The organism is Micromonospora sp. AKA38 (genome assembly GCF_027925725.1).
Taxonomy (GTDB): Bacteria; Actinomycetota; Actinomycetes; order Mycobacteriales; family Micromonosporaceae; genus Micromonospora.
Genome location: NZ_BNEI01000001.1, coordinates 403,513 through 419,910 on the forward strand (window position 1 = coordinate 403,513; position 16,398 = coordinate 419,910).

Annotated in this window: 17 protein-coding genes; 7 read left to right on the forward strand and 10 right to left on the reverse strand. The window is 72.2% G+C overall.

Going from position 1 to position 16,398, the window contains the following annotated elements; genetic code table 11:
- The first annotated feature begins 152 nt into the window (after window positions 1-152).
- A complete protein-coding gene (locus TPA0908_RS01950; RefSeq protein WP_281934076.1) occupies window positions 153-704 on the forward strand; it encodes a Uma2 family endonuclease in 552 nt (183 codons plus the stop codon).
- Window positions 705-786: 82 nt separating this feature from the next.
- Here TPA0908_RS01950 and TPA0908_RS01955 read toward each other — a convergent pair whose 3' ends face one another.
- The 5 genes from TPA0908_RS01955 to TPA0908_RS01975 all read right to left on the reverse strand — a co-directional run bounded on the left by TPA0908_RS01955 (window position 787) and on the right by TPA0908_RS01975 (window position 7,660).
- Window positions 787-2,868 (reverse strand): carboxypeptidase-like regulatory domain-containing protein, encoded by a 2,082-nt coding sequence (locus tag TPA0908_RS01955; protein ID WP_281934078.1) that lies wholly within the window; start codon window positions 2,866-2,868, stop codon window positions 787-789.
- Window positions 2,869-3,015: 147 nt separating this feature from the next.
- A complete protein-coding gene (locus TPA0908_RS01960; RefSeq protein WP_281934080.1) occupies window positions 3,016-3,783 on the reverse strand; it encodes a LytR/AlgR family response regulator transcription factor in 768 nt (255 codons plus the stop codon).
- A complete protein-coding gene (locus tag TPA0908_RS01965) occupies window positions 3,780-5,003 on the reverse strand; it encodes a sensor histidine kinase (RefSeq protein ID WP_281934082.1) in 1,224 nt (407 codons plus the stop codon). Before TPA0908_RS01965 ends, TPA0908_RS01960 begins: the two co-directional genes overlap by 4 nt.
- 10 nt (window positions 5,004-5,013) lie before the next feature.
- Window positions 5,014-6,519 (reverse strand): sugar transferase, encoded by a 1,506-nt coding sequence (locus tag TPA0908_RS01970; RefSeq protein ID WP_281934084.1) that lies wholly within the window; start codon window positions 6,517-6,519, stop codon window positions 5,014-5,016.
- Between the two features lie 280 nt (window positions 6,520-6,799).
- Entirely contained in the window at window positions 6,800-7,660 is an 861-nt protein-coding gene (locus TPA0908_RS01975) for an Fpg/Nei family DNA glycosylase (protein ID WP_281934086.1), read from the reverse strand.
- A 24-nt stretch (window positions 7,661-7,684) separates the two neighbouring features.
- On the opposite strand from TPA0908_RS01975, the gene TPA0908_RS01980 reads away from it, so the two are divergent.
- The 5 genes from TPA0908_RS01980 to TPA0908_RS02000 all read left to right on the forward strand — a co-directional run bounded on the left by TPA0908_RS01980 (window position 7,685) and on the right by TPA0908_RS02000 (window position 11,491).
- The gene (locus TPA0908_RS01980; RefSeq protein WP_281934088.1) at window positions 7,685-8,935 is read left to right on the forward strand and encodes a glycosyltransferase family 4 protein; all 1,251 of its coding nucleotides are present in this window, start codon (window positions 7,685-7,687) and stop codon (window positions 8,933-8,935) included.
- Between the two features lie 167 nt (window positions 8,936-9,102).
- Window positions 9,103-9,903 (forward strand): phytanoyl-CoA dioxygenase family protein, encoded by an 801-nt coding sequence (locus TPA0908_RS01985; RefSeq protein WP_281934090.1) that lies wholly within the window; start codon window positions 9,103-9,105, stop codon window positions 9,901-9,903.
- A gap of 1 nt (window position 9,904) precedes the next feature.
- Window positions 9,905-10,726 carry a TrmH family RNA methyltransferase gene (locus TPA0908_RS01990; protein WP_281934092.1) on the forward strand — a complete coding sequence of 274 codons (822 nt, stop codon included), beginning with the start codon at window positions 9,905-9,907 and terminating at the stop codon, window positions 10,724-10,726.
- Between the two features lie 91 nt (window positions 10,727-10,817).
- Window positions 10,818-11,102 carry a type II toxin-antitoxin system Phd/YefM family antitoxin gene (locus TPA0908_RS01995; protein ID WP_281934093.1) on the forward strand — a complete coding sequence of 95 codons (285 nt, stop codon included), beginning with the start codon at window positions 10,818-10,820 and terminating at the stop codon, window positions 11,100-11,102.
- Complete coding sequence (locus TPA0908_RS02000) at window positions 11,099-11,491, forward strand: type II toxin-antitoxin system VapC family toxin (RefSeq protein ID WP_281934094.1); 393 nt, start codon at window positions 11,099-11,101, stop codon at window positions 11,489-11,491. The genes TPA0908_RS01995 and TPA0908_RS02000 overlap by 4 nt, the downstream gene beginning before the upstream one ends.
- 41 nt (window positions 11,492-11,532) lie before the next feature.
- Here the strand turns inward: TPA0908_RS02000 and TPA0908_RS02005 are convergent, their stop codons facing one another.
- Window positions 11,533-12,720, reverse strand: coding sequence for a helix-turn-helix domain-containing protein (locus TPA0908_RS02005; protein ID WP_281934096.1), 1,188 nt, complete (start codon window positions 12,718-12,720; stop codon window positions 11,533-11,535).
- A complete protein-coding gene (locus tag TPA0908_RS02010; protein ID WP_281934098.1) occupies window positions 12,707-12,877 on the reverse strand; it encodes a hypothetical protein in 171 nt (56 codons plus the stop codon). The genes TPA0908_RS02005 and TPA0908_RS02010 overlap by 14 nt, the downstream gene beginning before the upstream one ends.
- Window positions 12,878-13,475: 598 nt before the next feature.
- On the opposite strand from TPA0908_RS02010, the gene TPA0908_RS02015 reads away from it, so the two are divergent.
- Complete coding sequence (locus tag TPA0908_RS02015) at window positions 13,476-13,700, forward strand: helix-turn-helix transcriptional regulator (RefSeq protein WP_281934100.1); 225 nt, start codon at window positions 13,476-13,478, stop codon at window positions 13,698-13,700.
- Between the two features lie 165 nt (window positions 13,701-13,865).
- Here the strand turns inward: TPA0908_RS02015 and TPA0908_RS02020 are convergent, their stop codons facing one another.
- Genes TPA0908_RS02020 through TPA0908_RS02030 form a run of 3 tightly spaced genes read right to left on the reverse strand, consistent with a single transcriptional unit; the run spans window position 13,866 to window position 16,346 of the window.
- A complete protein-coding gene (locus TPA0908_RS02020; protein WP_281934102.1) occupies window positions 13,866-14,585 on the reverse strand; it encodes a CDP-alcohol phosphatidyltransferase family protein in 720 nt (239 codons plus the stop codon).
- Window positions 14,560-15,627, reverse strand: a complete 1,068-nt coding sequence (locus TPA0908_RS02025) for an iron-containing alcohol dehydrogenase family protein (protein WP_281934104.1) — start codon at window positions 15,625-15,627, stop codon at window positions 14,560-14,562. Before TPA0908_RS02025 ends, TPA0908_RS02020 begins: the two co-directional genes overlap by 26 nt.
- The gene (locus TPA0908_RS02030) at window positions 15,615-16,346 is read right to left on the reverse strand and encodes a phosphocholine cytidylyltransferase family protein (RefSeq protein ID WP_281934106.1); all 732 of its coding nucleotides are present in this window, start codon (window positions 16,344-16,346) and stop codon (window positions 15,615-15,617) included. Before TPA0908_RS02030 ends, TPA0908_RS02025 begins: the two co-directional genes overlap by 13 nt.
- Window positions 16,347-16,398 lie beyond the last annotated feature (52 nt).

The window sequence follows — 16,398 nt, forward strand, 5'->3', positions numbered from 1 at the left end:
CTCAGCGCGAATGTCAAGCGCCGCGTGGACGGCCCCGTGCACAACCTGTGGATAACACCGCACGCCTGTGGACAACCCGGTGGATGAACGCCGAGTCGTTGTGGACGACCGAGCGGGATGTCAGGGTGAGCCGGAAGAGAGGTGGTGTGACAGTGACCAGCCCGGCACGGCCCGGCAGCGGCGACGCCTGGACGGTGGACGACCTCCAGGACCTCCCCGAGGACGGCCAGGACTACGAGATCTTCGACGGGAGCCTGCTCGTGTCCCCACACGCGGACGTCCGCCACGGAGCGATCGCCAACCGCCTCCGCCGGCTCCTCGACCGGCAGGCGCCAACCGGCCTGCTCGTCGGGCAGGACGTGGGGGTCAGCGCCAACCGGTCCTCCTACTTCGTGCCCGACGTGTTCGTCGCCCACGAGGAGGCCCTCGATCGGGGTGGCCCCGCACTCGCCCCGGCCGACGTGCTGCTCGTGGTCGAGGTCGTCTCGCCGGGCAACGCGGGCCGTGACCTGGTGCTCAAGCGGCACGAGTACGGTCTGGCCGGCATTCCCCACTACTGGCTCGTGGAGCCGCGGAAGCAGACGGTGACCGTGCTGGAGCAGTTCGGCAACGGCTACCGCGAGTCAGCCGTCCTCGCCGCCGCCGACGTCTACCGCGCCGACCACCCGTTCCCGCTGGTCCTGACGGTCTCCGAGCTGTTCTGACCAGAACCCCGGTCCTTCCTCCCAGCCCGGTTCCGACGGGAGGGGCCGGTCCCGACGGGACCGGCCCCTCCCTCCTGTCGGGTCAGGCGGTCGGAACCACCAGGTCCAGGGCGAGCGAGCCGGTCGCCGGCACCACGAACAAGCCGAGCTTGCGGGTGCCGTCCGGCCCCGTCACCAGGTAGCGGCCGGAGTAGTCCTGGCCGGCGAACGACACGTCATAGGTGACGTAGACGCGCTGCCGGCCGGTGACCTGGAGCGTGTAGCGGCCGTCGGACATCCAGCCGGAGCCGGCGACGTCACCGGTGTCGGCGCTGCGGGCGACCACCCAGCCGCTGGTGAACGCCGCGCCGTCCTGGTTGGTGAACGTGCCGGTCACCGTGCTGCCCGCCCGCATGGCGGTGTCGAGGGTCGCGGTGCCTCCGGCGGTCACCGGCACCGGCGTGGCGGTGTAGCGGCTGGCCGCGTCACCGGACCAGTGGACGGCGTACGGGTGGCCGCTGAACACCACCGGCCAGGCGTACGGGCCGAGCCGGTCGAGCGTGTAGCGGCCCTGCTCGTCGGTGCTGGCGTCGTTGACGCCGACGCCGGGGTGACCGGTCAGCACCGAGACGTCGACCGAGTTCGCCGGCTTGCCGGTGGCCGCGTCGGTGACCGTGCCGGTGATCCGGCCGGCCGGGTCGAGCCGGACCTGCGGCCCGGCGGTCACCGTGCCGACCGTCGCGGTGACGGTGGCGGCCTGCCGCTCGTCACCGGTGCCGCCGTCGGCGCCGACCCACTGCCGACCGTAGGGGGCGTCGCCCGGGTCGGCGAAGAGCCGGTAGGTGCCACCGGCCAGCGGACCCACCCGGATCCGTCCGGCCTGGTCGCTGCAGTTCCCGTGCCCGTCCACCAGCCCGGCCTGCTTGGGCAGGAACGCGTCGAGGCAGACGTCGGCCACCGGCCGCCCGGTGGCCCGGTCGACGACGGTGCTGGTGATGAGCGCGCCCGGGCGCAGCTTCGGGGCGACCTCGGTGGTCTGGCCGGCCACCACCCGCACGGTGAGGCGGCGGTCGAAGTGCAGGCGGTCCGCCGTATAGACGTAGATCTCGTGCCGGCCCTGCGGCAGGCCGGTGAGGGTGACGGACCCGGTGCCCCGGCTGCACGTCTCCGCCGACTCGACGCAGAAGTCGGTCACCGGGGCGCCGGTGACCGAGTCGACGGCGCGGACCCGCACGGAGCCGGTGCCGAGCAGCGCGTCGGCGATCCGGGTCCGCTGGCCGCCGCGTACCACCACGAGGTTCGCGTCGGTGTAGTCGAGCTTGCCCCGGTAGTACTGCGTCCGGTCGTCGGTCTCGAAACGCACCTTGTAGGAGCCGGCCAGCAGCGCCGGGACGGTGAAGGTGCCGTCGGCGGCGGTCTCGGCGTCGACCCCGCCGTACATGTTGGCGGTGTTGACCGCGACCCGGGCGGAGGCGAGCGGCGCGCCGGTCGCGGTGGTGAACGTGCCGGTGAGGCTGCCGGTGGGCAGCACCGTCTCGTTGACCACGGTCTCCTGGTCGGCGGTCACCCGGTAGCGGCCGGCGTCGACCTCGTCGAGCTTCCCGGGGACGTACTGGGTCTGGTAGGAGCCCTCGATCGGCCGGAAGGAGAGCGTGTAGTCGCCGGGCGTCGCGGCGATCCGGAAGCGCCCGTCCTCGTCGGTCGACCCGTAGGCGTTCCCGGAGTTGTCGGGCCGGTCGGCGTAGATGCTGAGCCAGGCGACGGGTGCGCCACCGGCATCGGTGATCCGCCCGGTGAGCAGGCCGGTGGCCCGGAGCTGGTCGTCGGCGGTGGCGGTCTCGCCGCTGCCGACCGTCACCGGGTCCGCGTCCCAGATCACGGCCTGCTGCCGGTAGTACTGCGCCGGCTGGTCGACCGGGTGGAAGCCGACGAGGTAGCGCCCGGCGTCCAGCCCGCCGACCGACCAGCGGCCGTCGCTGTCGGTGGTGGTCCAGCCGGCCGTGGCGTAGCTGTCGGCGTCGAACACCTCGACCTGGGCGTCGGCCGCGCCGGCGCCGGAGCTGGTGGTCAGCCGTCCGCTGACCGTGCTGGTCTCCGCGGCCTGCGCCGGGGCTGACCCGGGCAGGACGAGGAAACCGGCGACGACGGCCGCGGTGGCGGCACGACGTGCGAAGGAAAAACGCATCTGCGTCCCAACATGAGGATGGTGGGGCGACCCCGCGCAGGCTCCGCCCACACCGCCCCCCGCGCCCCGTCCGGGATCGGCCCGGCCAGGATAGGTACCCGGTGCGACACGCGTCGATCAGCCGTACCGACGGAATCGACTGTGGAGTCAGCGGTTCCAGTCCTGCTTGGCGGCGCGGACCAGCTTGTCCTTCAGCTCCCGGGTGTGCCGGCGGCTCACCGGCAGCTCCGTCCCGTCGACCACCACCACGTAACCGGAGTTGACCAGGCGCAGCTCGGCGATGAGCCGCAACTGCACCAGGTACGACCGGTGGACGCGGACGAACCCCGCGTCGGCCCAGCGCTCCGCCAGCGTGGCCAGCGACACCCGGACCAGGTGCGACCCCTCCGCGGTGTGCAGCCGGGCGTAGTCGCCCTGCGCCTCCACCCAGCGCACCGCCGAGCGGGGCAGCATCCGGGTGGTGCCGGCCAACTCGACCGGAATCGTCGGGTCCTCCTCCGCCCGGGCCAGCGCCGCGGGATGCGACGGCACCACCCGCGAGCCGATCACCCGGCGCAACGACTCGGCCAGCCGCTCGGCCCGGACCGGCTTGCGTACGTAGTCGGTGGCGCCCAGGTCGAACGCGTCCACCGCGCCGTCGTCGTACGCGGTGACGAAGACGATCGCCGGCGGCCGGGCGAACCGGCGCAGCACCCGGGCCAGCTCCATGCCGTCCAGCCCCGGCATCCGGATGTCGAGGAACACCACGTCCACGTCGTCGTCGCGGAGCACCCGCAGCGCCTCGGTGGCGTCGCCGGCGGTGTGCAGCCGGGCCACCCGGGGATCGGTGCGCAGATGGTAGGCCAGCTCGTCGAGGGCCGGCGGCTCGTCGTCCACGGCCAGCACGCGGAGGAACCCGGTGCCGGTCGCGGTCATGACGAGACCCGGACGCCGGGGTGGAACTTCGGCACCCGCATGCTGACCTTCGTACCCGAGCCCAGGCCGGTCTCGACGACCAAGCCGAAGCGGTCCCCGAAGGCCGACCGCAGTCGCTCGTCGACGTTGGAGAGGCCGACGTGCTGCCCCGGGTCGTCGGCCGGGTCGCTGCCGCCGCCGGACACCTCGGCGATGCCCGCCGTCAGCGTGGTCGGATCCATCCCCACTCCGTCGTCCTCCACCGTGATGTGACATTCGGCGCCCGCGTCCCGGGCCTCGATGCTCACCATGCCGGTGCCCGGCTTGCGGGACAAGCCGTGGCGCACCGCGTTCTCGACCAGCGGCTGGAGGCAGAGGAACGGCAGCGTCACCGGCAGCACCTCCGGGGCGATCTGGAGCCGCACCTGGAGCCGTTCGCCGAACCGGGCCCGCTCGATGGTCAGGTAGCGATCGATCGAACGCAGCTCCTCGGCCAGCGTGGTGAACTCGCCGTGCGAGCGGAACGAGTACCTGGTGAACTCGGCGAACTCCAGGATCAGCTCCCGGGCCCGGTCCGGGTCGGTCCGCACGAACGAGCCGATCGCGGTGAGCGCGTTGTAGATGAAGTGCGGGCTGATCTGGGCGCGCAGCGCGCGTACCTCGGCCCGGGCCAGCCGTTCCCGCGACGAGTCCAGCTCGGCCAGGGCTAGCTGGTCGCCGGCCCAGTGCGCGGTCTCCAGCGTGGCCTGCACCAGGCCCGGCGCCGGCCGCTCGTCGGCCACGGCCACCAGCGCGCCGACCACCCGGCCGTCCGCGCTCAGCGGTGCCACCACCGCGCCGCGTACCGGGCAGTCGACCAGGTCGCAGTGCAGCTCCGACTCGCGCAGCACGGTGGAGCGCCCGCTGTCGACCACCCGCCGGGCCGCCGCGACCAGTTGGTCGCCGTGGTGCGCGCCGCGCCCGTCGACGGCCAGCAACGCGTCCCGGTCGGTAAGCGCCAGGCCGGCGGCGCCCACCAGGGCGCGCAGATGGCGTACGGCCTTCGCCGCGCCCGCCGCGCTCAGGCCAGCGCGCAGCGGCTCGGCGGCCAGGCCGGCGGTGTGCAGCACCTCGTACGTGGCCCGCTGGGTCGCGGTGGCGATGCCCCGCCGGGCGCGCAACCGCAGCACCGCCCAGAGCGCCGCGGCCAACGCGGTGACCAGCGAGACGACGGCGAAGACGGCCGAGAGGTTGCCACCCACCCCGGGAACGTTAGTACGCGCCCTTGCGCGCCAGCACCACCCCGACGGTCCGCCACAGGATGCTCAGGTCGTACGCCAGCGACCAGTTGTCGACGTAGTAGAGGTCGAGCCGGACCGCCTCGTCCCAGGACAGGTCGGAGCGGCCGGACACCTGCCACAGCCCGGTCATGCCCGGCCGGACCAGCAGCCGGCGTCGCACGTCGCCCAGGAAGTCGCCGTCGTCGGCGGGCAGCGGACGCGGGCCGACCAGGGACATCTCGCCCCAGAGCACATTGATCAACTGGGGCAGCTCGTCAAGCGACGAGGCCCGCAGGAAGCGGCCCACCGGGAAGACCCGAGGATCCTGCTTCATCTTGAACAGCATGCCGTCGGTCTCGTTCTGGTCGACCAGGCCGGCCAGTCGCTCCTCCGCGTCCACGTACATGGTGCGGAACTTCCACACCCGGAAGGTGCGCCCCTCGTGCCCCACCCGGGGCTGCCGGAAGAACACCGGGCCGGGGTCGGAGATGCGGATGGCGAGCGCGACCGCGGCGAAGAGCGGGGCGAGCACCAGCAGGCCCAGCCCGGACGCGACCCGGTCCATCAGGCTCTTGAGCAGCAGCGCCGGGCCGGAGAGCGTCGGCTCCTCGACGTGCAGCAGCGGCAGGCCCTCGATCGGGCGGATGTGCACCCGGGGGCCGGCGATGTCGGTGAGCTGGGGCGCGACCACCAGGTCGACGCCGGAGCCCTCCAACTGCCAGGCCAGCCGGCGCAGCTCACCCGGCTCGGCGGTGGCCGAGCCGCAGACCGCGATGGTGTCGCCGCCGACCTCCCGCACCAGGGCCAGCACGTCGCGGCCGGCGTACACCGGCACCGGCGTCTCCAGGCCCCGGGCGGCGGCGTACCCGTCGGTGAGGTGGATGGCGACCGGCACCAGGCCGACGCCGGGGTTGCGGGTGACCGTGGTGTAGACCTCCAGGCACTCCGGCAGCGTGCCGACCAGCACCATCCGGTGCCCGGCCTGACCGACCCGGCGGCGCAACGCGTGCAGACCGGCCCGGGCGATCATCCGGCCGAGCAGGATCAGCAGCAGCGCGCCGAGCAGCGCGAAGCCGACCGTCCAACGGGACAGTGACGTCACCGTGGCGAAGGCCAGGAACGAAACGGTGGCGGCAACGGCCACACCGGAGCGGATGACGCGCTTGAACTCGTCCGGACCGAGGCCCAGGTAGCGCCGGTCGTACGCCCGGTTTCCCCACAGGATGAGCAGCCAGCCGAGCGGCAGCAGCAGGAACGCGACGGTGTAGAACCACACCTGAGGGGAGTTCTTGAAGCCGGAGTCGGCCTGCTCGAAGATCTGCACGGCCAGGAAGCTGGCCAGCGCCGCCGCGCCGAAGTCGGCCAGCAGCAGGACCGCGATGTAGGGACGGTGCCAGCGGGAGACCCGGCGGCGGGCGCGGGCCCACCCCGACCGGGGTACGCCGTTGTGCGACGGCGGTGTCGGCGGCTGGATCTCAAAGCTGTCGACGTGCCGCACGCTCTTGCTCCGGCCTGTGTCGGTTACCGGGCGCTGGAGGCTTGTCGTCACCTCAACCCATGTCCTCCCGCATGACCCGAACCTCACTCGCCGTGAGGACGCGGGTCGCTCACCGTTCCAGTCTCCCACGTTGACCGTGGCGATCTGGCCGGCTCCGAGTCAGTTGTGAAGCCGGGGACCGAGCCACTATACCGATGGATGACGAGTCGGGTAGAGCCACCGACCGGGACCTTCCGCGATCCCCGGTCGATTCCGCTCAGTAACCACCGGGTGTGGTTACTCACCGTACGAGTCGCGACAACCTTCGGTCAGCCAACGGCTTGCCGCCGGTCTGACAGGTGGGGCAGTACTGGAGGCTGGAGTCGGCGAACGAGACCTCACGCACCGTGTCACCACACACCGGACAGGGCAGCCCCTTCCGGGCGTGCACCTTGAGGCCGGAGCGCTTCTCCCCCTTCAGCTCCGCGGCCCGCTGGCCCATCGACCGCCGGACCGCGTCGCCCAGCACCGTCCGGGTCGCCGCGTGCAGGCCGGCGAGCTGGTCGTCGGTGAGCCGGTCGGTGATCGCGAACGGGGAGAGCCGCGCCGTGTGCAGGATCTCGTCCGAGTACGCGTTGCCCACGCCGGCCAGCACCGACTGGTCGGTCAGCACGCCCTTGACCTGCCCCCGGCGGCTGCGCAGCCGCTCGACGAACGTGGGCAGGTCGGCCGCCAGCGCGTCCGGCCCCAGCTTCGCCACGCCGGGCACCTGGGCCGGGTCGGTGACCAGGTAGGCGGCCAGCTTCTTCTGGGTGCCGGCCTCGGTCAGGTCGAAGCCGGAGCCGTCGTCGAGGCGTACCCGCACCGCGATCGGGCCCTTGCCGGGCCGCAGCGGGGTCGCTGACGGGAACGCCTCCCGGTAGTGCAACCAGCCCGCCCGGGCCAGGTGGACCACCAGGTGCAGATCCTCGTCGAACCGGACGTCCAGGAACTTCCCGTGCCGGCCCGCGCCGGTCACCGTCCGACCGGCGACCGCGCTGGGCGGCGGATCGTACGTCTTCAGCGCGTTGATCGAGGCCACCTCGAACCGCTCGACACGCCGGCCCACCGCCCGCTCACGCAGGTATCCGGCGAGCGCTTCCACCTCCGGTAGTTCAGGCACGGGACAACGGTAGCCTTCTTTCCCGTGAGAATCGTGGTGGCGCACAACCGGTACCGGGAAGCTCAGCCGTCCGGCGAGAACACCATCGTCGACGCGGAGATCGCCCAGCTCACCGCTGCCGGCGTGGAGGTGCTGCCGTTCCTGCGCAGCTCCGACGAGATCCCGTCGATGTCGAAGCCGGCCAAGGCGCTGCTGCCGATCTCGCCGATCTGGGCCCCGAAGGCCCAGCACGACCTGGACCGCCTGCTCGTCGAGCACCGGCCGGACGTGCTGCACCTGCACAACCCGTACCCGCTGCTCTCGCCCTGGGTGGTGCGGACCGCGCACAGGCGCGGCGTGCCGGTGGTGCAGACGGTGCACAACTACCGGCAGGTCTGCTCCTCCGGTCTCTACTTCCGCGACGGCGTGATCTGCCAGGACTGCCGCGGTCGCGCGCTGGGCGTGCCGGCGATCGTGCACCGCTGCTACCGCGACTCCCGGGCGCAGAGCGCGCTGATGGCCACCACGCTGGCCGTGCACCGCCCGACCTGGCGGTCGGTGGACCGCTTCATCGCGCTGACCACGGCGGTCGCCGACCACCTGCGGGACTACGGCATCCCGGACGAGCGGATCGTGGTCAAGCCCAACGCGGTGCCCGACCCGGGCACGCCGGCGCCGCTGGGGGACGGCTTCCTGTTCATGGGCCGGCTCAGCCCGGAGAAGGGCCTGGACCTGCTGCTCGCGGCGTGGCGGCGACACCCGGTGGGCGCGCTCGGCCCGCTGCGCATCGCCGGTGACGGCGAGTTGCGCCCGTTGGCCGAGGCGGCCGCCGCCGAGCGGCCCGACGTGCGCTACCTGGGCCAGCTCGACCGCCAGGGAGTACGCGCCGCGCTGGCCGACAGCGCCGTGGTGCTGGCCACCTCGACCTGGCACGACGTGCTGCCCACCGTGATCATCGAGGCGCTGGCAGCCGGTCGGCCGGTGCTCGGCACCGCGCTCGGCGGCATCCCGTACCTGGTCGGCGCGGACACCCCCCGCGAGCCGGCCGGCACCGGCCCGGCCGAGGTGGCGACCGCCGCGCCCGGCGAAGGGCACGTCCCGTTGCCGGTCGGGGTGCAGCGCGGCGAGGCCGGCTGGGTGGTGGCGCCCGAGGCCGCCGCGCTGGCCGCCGCGCTGCCCTTAGCCGCCGCAGAAGCGCGCGCCCTGGCCGGTACGGCCCGCACCCGCTACGAGCGCACGTTCCACCCCGACGTGATCACCAAGCGCCTGATCGACGTCTACGCCTCCCTCTCCTGACCCCCGCCCCGCCCCCCCTTTCTTTTCTCGCGTTGATCAAGGAGTTTGCGTCAGGAATCAGCGGGCTTCCGACGCCAACTTCTTGATCACCGGGGCTGGCCCACCCGACCGACGCGGCGCGGGAAGTGTCGGGTGACCGGGACCGGTGCCACCACACGATGGGAGGCATGGACGACGAGACACTGGTATCCCGGTTCCTTCGCGACGGCTTCGTGAAGCTGGCGGGGGCCGTCGCACCGCGCGTGGCCGCGGACTGCGCGCGGCTGCTGTGGCGGCAGACGGGCTGCGACCCGGACGACCCGGCCACCTGGACGCAGCCCGTGCACTGGGTGCCCGGCATGGCGCAGGGGCCGTTCGCCGCCGCGCCCAATTCGCCGTTCCTCCACCACGCGTACGACCTGCTCGTCGGCGCGGGACGGTGGGAGCCGCGTTACTCGCTGGGCACGTTCCCGTTGCGCTTCCCGCACGCGGACGAGCCGGACGACGCGGGCTGGCACATCGAGGGCAGCTATCTGCCGGAGGGCGCGAACTGGTACTTCACGAACGTTCGCTCCCGGGACCGGGCGCTGCTGATGTTGTTCCTGTTCAGCGAGGTCGGTGCGGGGGACGCCCCGACCCGGATCCGGGTCGGCTCACACCTCGACGTGCCGAAGGTGCTGGAGAAGTACGGGGAGGACGGGGCGAGCGGGCTGGACCTCGCGCCCGAGTTGGTGGCGGCCTCCGACCACCGGCCACTCGCCCTCGCCACCGGGTCCCCGGGCGACGTCTTCCTGTGCCATCCTTTCCTGGTGCACGCGGCACAACCGCACCACGGGACGCGACCGCGCTTCATGGCCCAGCCGCCGCTGATGCCGGCCACGCCGTACGAACTGGACCGGGCCGACGGCGCGTACTCGGCCGTGGAGATCGCGATTCGCCGGGGACTCGGGCGGGACACCCCGGACCTCGCCCCGCGAGGGAGTCGCTGAGGTGCGGGTGAGTGGCCGCAACGCCCGGTTCCAGCAGTGGGAGGCGCTGCTCCGCAACCGGGCCAAGCGGCAGCGTCGCGGCGAGTTCCTCGTGCAGGGCGTACGCCCGATCGCCATGGCCGTCGAACACGGCTGGCAGGTCCGGGAGCTGCTCTACGACGCCGACACCCAGATGTCCGGCTGGGCCCGCAGGACCCTGGACACCGTCCGGGCCGAGCGGTTCGCCGTCTCCCGGGAACTGATGCACGAGCTGGGCGGCAAGGTGGACACGGCACCGGAGCTGCTGGCAGTGGTCGCGACACGCGAGGACGACCTGTGCCGTATCCCGGCCGGGCCGACCATGAACGTCGTCGTGTTCGACCGGCCCACCAGCCCCGGCAACATCGGAACGGTCATCCGGTCCGCGGACGCCCTCGGCGCGTCCGGCGTCATCGTCACCGGCCATGCCGCCGACGTGTACGACCCGAAGGCGGTGCGGGCGAGCACCGGTTCGCTGTTCGCGCTGCCCGTGGTCCGGGTGCCCGCACACCAGGCCGTGCTGTCCTGGGTGGCCGACGTGCGCGCCGCCGGTGTCGGCATCGGCGTGGTGGGTGCCGACGAGCACGGCGCACTGGATGCCGCCGAGCACGACTTCACGCGACCCACGCTGACCCTCATCGGCAACGAGACCACCGGCCTCAGCGTCGGCTGGCGGGCGGCCTGCGACCAGCTCGTCCGGATCCCGATGTCCGGAGCCGCCAGCTCCCTGAACGCGGCGGCCGCCGCGACCGTCCTCCTCTACGAGTCGGCACGCCAGCGCCGCACCGCTGCCGCCCGCCGGTAGCGCGTCGTGCCGAACTCATCGGATGATCCCGCCCGACAGGTCAGCTTGTAGGTACAATCGCGGCGTTGTTGGCACAAGGAGGTGGTGTGGCGTGAGCACCGTGTCCGTGCGCGAGTTCTCCTACAATCCGAGTGCGATGTTCGCCCGGGTGGAACAGGGCGAGACGATCGAAGTTACGCGGCACGGCAGCGTGATCGCCGTGCTGCTGCCGGGTTCGGGGACGCTCGGTAGATACGCCAACCTGGTGGCCAAGGGAGTGATCCGCCTCAAGGCGACCACCACGAGCGACATCGACCGGCTTCCCCACTACGATGCGCCGCCCGGCGTGTCACCCCTTGATCTGTTACTCGCCGACCGCGAGGAGGATGAGCGGTGATCTACCTGGACTCGTCCGCCTTGATCACACTGCTCGCCGGTCGCACATACGTCACAGAGCTGCAGGACTTCCTGGCAAGCCGGGCGGGTATGCCGATGGGAACCAGCTCCGTTGGATTCGTCGAGACGGTGCGCACCCTCGACCGGATCGGCGACTATCCGGACGCCATGGCCATGTTGGCGCGAAACTTCACCGAGATCCTGTTGACCGAGGAGGTCCGGGATTCCGCAGCCGCCCTCCCTTCCGGAATCCGGACGCTGGACGCGCTGCACGTGGCGAGTGCCCAGGCTCTCGGTGACGCGCTTGACGTGCTGGTCACCTACGACAAGCGAATGGCGGACATCGCAGGCTCGGTGGGCTTGCCGGTCGCGGCTCCGGGCACCGACTAAGCAACGGATCTGTGTCACCGACAGAAACGACCCGGTCATGTTCAACTCACCCCGAGGGTGGCGGCGAGTTGGATGATCGAGGCCGGGGCACGCGGGTCGCGGGCCACCTGGGCGAGCACCTCCCGAGCGGCTGGCCGCTGTCGTACCTGTGCGGGTGCCATCCGATCGGCGTCGGCCAGCACCCGTCCGGCGCGGGCCGGGTCGTCGGCCCGAAGGTAGGCGCGGGCCGCGTCGACCAGGTGCGCCGCGCGGTGTTCCACCGGTAGCCACCGCCAGGCGTCCCGTACGACCGTCTTCTCGTGCCAGGCGACCGCCCCGCTCGCGTCGCCCAGGTCGAGCGCGGCGGCACCCCGGGCCAGGTCGACCGCCGTCGGCCCGAACGCGGTCCGGTGGTGGTCGTGGCCCTCGCCGACCCGGGCGGCCATGCCGGCGGCTTCGTCGATCAGGTCAGCGGCGGTCCGTCCGTCGCCCCGGCGGGCCGCCGCCAGCGCGGCCTGCACCAGCAAGGTCCCGCACAGCGACAGCGCGCCGGGAGAACCGTCCGCCGAGGCGATCCGGTATGCGGCGGCCAACGTGGCTGACTGCGCCTCCCGCGCCCGCCCCGACGCGCGGAACACCTGGCCGAGCTGCACCGCAACGGCGGCCACCAACAGGGGTTCGCCGGTCGCGGCAGCCATGGCCCGGTCAGCGGCCAGCCAGCCCAACTCGGTCTCGCCGAGCTTCACCAGCAGCGACGCGGTGAGCCGGTACGCCTTCACCAGCAGCGGGCGCCCCCACCCGTCGGCGGCGAGACGCTGCACGCCGGCCAGCAGGCCCGGCGCGGCGGCGATCACCTGCAGATACCGGGCATGCTGAAACAGCATCCAGGCGTGCTCGACGTCCCGGGCCAACCGGTCCGCCGGCAACGCCGTGCCGTGGGCGGTCGGCCGGGCCAAAGCCATCTCGTACGCCGACAGCGCCGCCCGGATCCGATCCACGCCCTCGGCCTGCCCGGCAGTCTCAGCGGGTTGAGCGTCCCGACCGAGCAGCACGGCGGTGTCGATCCGCAGAACGGCGGCGATGTCCCGCAGCGTCGACACCCTGTCGAGGGACCGGACACCGCGCTCGACCTTGTCGACCCAGGACTTCGACCGACCGAGCCGATCGGCGAACACCTGTTGCGACAGCTTGCGCCGCACCCGCCAATACGCCACGTGCCGGCCGACCGGCAGCAGCTCACTGCTGTTCACGCTGCCACCGCCGGTCCGGCACCGCCCGGGTGGACTCCTCGGCCGGTATCCGCTCCGCCTCGGCCTGGGCGAGAAGTCGCTGCCGGGCGGCCTCCCGTTCCGCCGCCTGGATCTGCTCGCCCCGGTCCTCGGTCCCGGACTTCCGTCGCCCCGTCACGACCAGCACCCCGCCCGATACTCCCCGGCGAGCGTCAGCAACGGCCGTTCCCGCAGGTACGGAAACCCGGGCCACGCCGACGGCCCGGTATGCGCCTGCCCGACTCGGACGGCTCCTCGGCGGGGCGAGGCGGTCGAGCGGGTTCACGCGACGCGTGATCGGCCAGAGCCTGCGCAGCAGACCAGGGCGCGTCGGGTCCGTCGAATGCCGTGCAATGGGGCCTCCCGGAATGTTGTGGCTTCCTGCTCGGCGTGGACCGCCACGCGAAGCGGCAACCGCCCCTGCCCGAGCCGCCGGGTACTTCTTGATCAAGCGCCACCAGCGGTACCCGTTGTGCCCGGCGAGTGACCTGGGCGATTGGGTGTTTCGTTGTCCCCTGCCGTACCCACCTCTACAGGCAGGCTCGGCGACGGCGATTCGGTGGCGTGGCGGGCTCATAACCCAACGTGGGACTCATCTAGGGTCTCCATATCCAAACCCCCTGTCAGGTTCTTGAGGGGGTCGACACGCGCTTTTCTTGCTGCTGCCGGAAAGCACCTTCGGCTGACAGTGAGGGGCTTACTAGTTCGGAAGAGGGCCGGCTCAGGATGCTTCGTTCATGGGCTGGCGGCGAAAGCTGTATGGGAGCGCGGAGCTTCAAGAGCGCTTGGGCGTCTCGCGCGTCCGCATCGTCCAGCTCACCAGCCGACCTGATTTCCCAGAGCCGTTCGACCGGTTGGCCGGCGGGGCGGTCTGGCTGGTGGATGACGTCGAAGCCTGGATCACCGAGCATCAGCCATGGAAGGCGCGGGGAGCGGACGAACCGCCACCGCCAGAGAGCTGATCCAGTCCGCTCGCGCCGATCTTGCGCTTTCGGCCCTCCAGAAGGGCGTCTCATCCTTTTTGCCTGGTCCGCAACTGCAAGATCGCGCGTGCGGAGTGCGCCACGGCCGAGTCGCGTTAAGAAGGGGCCCCGCCTATACAGGAGGCGTTAACAGGGGGCCCTTCCTTACCACGCGGCGCGGGCGGAGAAGGCGATGCTGGCGAGCAGGAAACCGCCGTTGACCACGGTGAACGCCACCACCACCCAGAACGCCAGCGCGGGCGCGAACACCAGCACCAGTCCGGCCAGGAAGATCACCGCGCCGTAGTCGCGGACCAGCTTCACCACGCGCACCGGGAACGAGGTCGAGGTGACCATGCTGGCCGCGTTCGGGCCGGACTGCATCACCGAGGTCACCAGGTTGACCATCCAGGTGCCGGCGAACACCGCCACCAGCCAGACCGGCGTGGCCGGGCGCTGTGCCACAGCCGTGGCGGACAACGCGGCCACCAGCGCGATCTGGGCGGCCACGTCGCAGAGCACGTCGACCCGGGCGCCGGCCGCGCTGCCCTGACCGGTCACCCTCGCGAGCTGCCCGTCGGCGCAGTCCAACGCGTACGCGATCTGCCAGCCGACCAGCGCGACCAGGCCGACCACCCAGGCGGGAACGGTGCCGGCGGCCACGTCGTCGGCGAGCGCGACCACTGTCACCGAGGCGGCCAGCCCCAGCACCAGGTTGGCCAGCGTCAGCGCGGTCGGGCGCAGCCCCAGCCGCTGGGCGACGAGCGCGAACGCCGCCCCGATCCACTGGCTGATCGACTCGCTGAACAGGCCGCCTCCCCGGTTGACCCGGTGGAAGTCGGCAACGGTGGGACGGGGCTCAGCCAAGGTGGTCGCGGAGGGCACCGGCGTAGTCTGCCAGCCGCTCCCGGGTCTCGGAAGCGGACATCGTCAGGTGTTCGAGGATGGTGTAGCGGTCCGGCCGGGTCGCCGGCGCGAACTGCACCGCCTCGACGAACTGGTGGTCGGTCAACCCCACCTCGGACGGCAGCCGGGGCAGCCCGTGCCGGGCCAGGCAGGCGGACATCTCCGCGAACCGGCGCTCGTCGCCACGCAGGAACGTGCAGAACAACGCGCCGAGCCCGGCCAGCTCACCGTGCGAGGCGGTGCCCGGGAAGAGCGCGTCGATCGCGTGCATGATCTCGTGGCAGCCGCCACTGGACGGGCGACTGGTGCCGCAGACCGCCATCGCCAGGCCGCTGGAGATCAACGCCTCGGCCAGCACCGTGACGAACGCGTCGTCGGTCATGTCGCCCGGATGGTTCAGCACCGCCTCCGCGCCGGCGCGGGCCAGCGAGGCGGCCAGCCCGTCGACCGGCTCGCCGCGTACCCGCCGGGCCAGCTCCCAGTCGGCCAGCGCGCTGATGTTGCTGACCACGTCGCCGATGCCGGCGCGGTTGTGCCGCTCCGGCCCGGCCTCCACGAAGTCGAGGTCGACGATCACCGCGATCGGGATGTGCACCCCGTAGGAGCCCTTCAAACCCTCGGTGATCAGGCTGGCCACCGGGGAGGCGATGCCGTCGTTTGCGAGCGCGGTCGCCACCGTCACCATCGGCAGCCCACGCCGGGTGGCCGCGTACTTCGCCACGTCGATGGTCTTGCCGCCGCCGATGCCGACCACCGCGTCGTACGACCGGGCGCGCAGCTTGCCGCCCAGCTCGTCGGCGGCGTCGAGGGTGCCCCCGGCCACGGTGAACACGTCCGCCGACCGCAGCGACGGCCGGATCAGCTCGGCGATCTTCTCGCCCTGCCCCGGCCCGACCACCACGGCGACGTCGCCGCCGGCCGAGATCCGGCCGTCGGAGAGGATCGCCGCCAGGTCCGCCACCGCGCCCCGCCGCACGTCGATGTGCAGCGGGGTGAGGACGCTACGGGCTAGTAGCGGCACGCGATCTCCCGCGCCCGGGCCAGATCCTCGTGGTTGTCGACCTCGACCCAGGAGACGTCACCGATCGGCGCCGCCCGCACCTCGCCGCCCCGGTCGGCGAACTCCTGGTAGCCGTCCTCGTAGTAGAGGTTCGGGTCGCGCCGCCAGGTCGCCTCCAGCGCGTCGGCGAGCGCGTCGGCCACCTGCGGCTCGATAAGCGTCGCGCCGATGTACTCGCCGTACGCCTCGCCCGGGTCCATCAGCTTGGTGATCCGGGTGAGCTGGCCGGCCGCGTCGAAGGTGGTCTTCATCTCCTCCTCGGCCAGCGGCTTGAGCGTGTCGACGGCCAGCAGGATGCCCGGGCCGCGCTCGGCCAGCAGCGTCTTCTCCACGCTCACCGGGTGCACGGTGTCGCCGTTGACCAGCAGCACCCCCCGGGAGAAGTGCTCCCGGGCCAGCCAGAGCGAGTACGCGTTGTTCCACTCCTCGGCCTTGTCGTTGTCGACGAGTGTGATCGTGACGCCGTACTTCCCGGCCAGCTCGGCCTGCCGCTGCCGGACCGCGTCGGCCGCGTAGCCGACCACGATGACGACCTCGGTCAGCCCCACCGCGGCGAGGTTGCGCAGCGCGATGTCGAGGATGGTGACCTCCCCGTCGACCGGCACCAGGGCCTTGGGCAGGGTGTCCGTGTACGGCCGCAGCCGGCGCCCCGCACCCGCGGCGAGCACCATCCCGATCATGCCGACACGCTCCTCTTCTCGACCGGATTCCACGAGGTGAGGATATCGTCGG